The 2,795-nt window shown below is 75.3% G+C and carries 2 protein-coding genes; both read right to left on the reverse strand.

From position 1 onward, the window contains the following. The coding region (mtrB, locus tag CBZ_RS11520; protein ID WP_130781687.1) for an MtrAB system histidine kinase MtrB at positions 1 to 1,774 on the reverse strand (1,774 nt) is incomplete at its 3' end. A 19-nt stretch (positions 1,775 to 1,793) separates the two neighbouring features. Beyond that, entirely contained in the window at positions 1,794 to 2,477 is a 684-nt protein-coding gene (gene mtrA, locus CBZ_RS11525; protein WP_130781688.1) for an MtrAB system response regulator MtrA, read from the reverse strand. Between the last annotated feature and the right edge of the window lie 318 nt (positions 2,478 to 2,795).

Below are 2,795 nucleotides of genomic sequence, written 5' to 3' on the forward strand. Positions count from 1 at the left end.
CGGGCACGGCGACCGGTCCGGCGGCGACCGGTCCGGCGGCGACCGGCCCGGCGGCGAGCGGCCCGGCCGCGACCGGTCCGGCGACGACCGGTGCGTCGCCGGCGTCCTCGTCGTCGAGGTCCGGCAGCGACGTGGGGTCGGTGCGCGGGCGGGACACGGGGTGCCGGACGGGGTCCGGCGGCGGGTCGTCGTCGGGCACCAGCGGGAGCGGCGACCCGGTGAGGTGGATCCCCGCGCGGCGCGGGAGCGTGAGCCGGAACACGGCGCCGCGGGCCGGCCGGCCCCAGGCCTCGAGCCAGCCGCCGTGCAGGTGGGCGTCCTCCAGCGAGATCGCCAGGCCCAGGCCCGTGCCGCCCGTGGTCCGGGCGCGGGCCGGGTCGGCGCGCCAGAACCGGTCGAACACGTGGTCGGCCTCGTCCGCGGTCATGCCGACGCCGCGGTCGCGGACCGTCACCGCCACGGCGTGCGCGTCGGCGGCGACGGTGACCTCGACGGCCGTGCCTTCCGCGTGCTCGACGGCGTTGACGAGCAGGTTGCGCAGGACGCGCTCGACGCGGCGGGCGTCGATGTCGGCGACGCACCGGTCCTCGGGGACGTCCACGTGCAGCCACGAGCCGCGCCGCTCGGCGAGCGGGCTCGCCAGGTCGACCGCACGGACGACCACGTCGCGCACGTCGCGGCCCTCGACGTCGAGGGACGCCGCACCCGCGTCGAACCGGCTGATCTCCAGCAGGTCGGCGAGCAGGTCCTCGAACCGGTCGAGCTGCGTCTGCAGGAGCTCCGCGGAGCGCTTGGTGGCGGGGTCGAAGTCGTCGCGCGACGCGTGGATGACCTCGCCGGCCATCCGGATCGTCGTCAGCGGCGTGCGCAGCTCGTGGGACACGTCGGACACGAACCTGCGCTGCACGGCCGACAGCTCCTCCATGCGGTGGATCTGGTCCTGCAGGCTCGCGGCCATCTCGTTGAACGAGTGCGCGAGCGTCGCCATCTCGTCCTCGCCGCGCTCGGGCAGCCGCTCGGACAGGTGGCCGTCGGCGAGGCGGGCCGCGACCTGCGCCGCGCGGCGCACGGGGTGCACGGTCTGCCGGGTGACGAGCCACGTCATCGAGCCGAGCAGCGCGACCAGCACGACGCCCGCGAGCGCGAGAGTCCGCTGCAGGAAGTCGAGCCGGTCCTGCTCGGCCTGCAGGCTGTAGAGGAAGAACAGCTGGTAGGTCCCCACGACGGGGACGGTGACGTCCTGGCCGACCATGATCCCGGGCTCGAGGCGCGCGCCGTCGGTCGGCAGCCCGACGGGCTGCCAGTGCTGCCCTCCGGTCGCGGTGGCCTGCCGCAGGTCGTCGTCGACGAGGGTGACGAGCGACCCGTCGGACGCCGCCGAGCCCCCGGCGACGGGCGACGTCTGGCCCGGGGCGCGCAGCAGGAACACCTCGCGCTCGCCCGACGTGCCCGTGCGCTGCGTGGACACGACGTCGCGCAGCAGGCGCCGCACGTCGGTGCCGGTCGTCGCGGTCGACGAGTCGAACGTCTCCTGCGCCTGGCGGGTGCTGCGGGCGCTCTCGGCGAGCACCTGGTCGCGCCGGGCGTTGAACAGCCCGTCGCGCATCCGCTCCCCCACGTACAGCCCGACGCCCGCGAGCGCGACGAGGCCGATGACGAGCGTGGACGCGATGACGCGGAACTGCAGCGACCCGCGCCACGCCCGGGGCCAGCGACGGACCCGCCGCATCGTCCGGGCCCGCAGCAGGCGCCAGACGCTGCTCACGCGCGGCACGACACGGCCCTGCCCGCCATCACGTGGGCGTCACGCCCGCCTTGTAGCCGACGCCACGGACGGTCACGACGATCTCCGGCTGCTCCGGGTCGTTCTCGATCTTCGAGCGCAGGCGCTGGACGTGGACGTTGACCAGGCGGGTGTCGGCGGCGTGCCGGTAGCCCCAGACCTTCTCGAGGAGCACCTCGCGGGTGAAGACCTGCCAGGGCTTGCGCGCGAGCGCGACCAGCAGGTCGAACTCGAGCGGCGTCAGCGAGATGGGACGGCCCGCGCGGGCGACCCGGTGGCCGGGCACGTCGATCGTCACGTCGCCGATCGACAGGTGCTCGGGGGCGGGCTCGTCGCTGCGGCGCAGGCGTGCGCGGACCCGGGCGACGAGCTCCTTCGGCTTGAACGGCTTGGAGATGTAGTCGTCGGCGCCCGACTCGAGCCCGAGCACCACGTCGACCGTGTCGCTCTTCGCCGTGAGCATGACGATCGGCACCCCCGACTCGGCCCGGATCTGCCGGCACACCTCGTTGCCGTCGCGTCCGGGCAGCATGAGGTCGAGCAGCACGAGATCGGGCTGTGTCGCCCGGAACGTCCCGAGCGCCTCGTCGCCGTCCTCGCAGAAGACGGGGTCGAAGCCCTCGGAGCGGAGCACGATGCCGATCATCTCGGCGAGCGCGGTGTCGTCGTCGACCACCAGCACACGTCCCTTCATGCGCGCCATTGTCGCACCACGACGGGGTGTTCCCGGCCGGGACGACCCGGACGGCCCACAGATCACCCGGACGTCCACCGAGGTCGGACGACGACGTGGCACGATGGGGCGTCGCTCGGCGGGTGCCCGCTCCTCGGGCGTCGCCGGACGAGCCCGAGGAGGCAGTGCTCGCATGACGAGCCCGCAGGACGACGCACCACGCCCGCCCGCGTGGGCCGCCCCGGGTGGCGGGCCCGCACCGTCGGACCCGAAGGCGTCCCCCGCACCGCCGCCCGCGCCCGCGCCGCCGGCCGCGCCCGTGCCCCCGCCCGCGTGGGG

This window comes from Cellulomonas biazotea (genome assembly GCF_004306155.1).
Taxonomy (GTDB): Bacteria; Actinomycetota; Actinomycetes; order Actinomycetales; family Cellulomonadaceae; genus Cellulomonas; species Cellulomonas biazotea.

Excerpts from the sequence above, each read along its gene's own strand:
- mtrA (WP_130781688.1), bottom strand. The coding sequence starts at position 2,477 with ATGAAGGGACGTGTGCTGGTGGTCGACGACGACACCGCGCTCGCCGAG.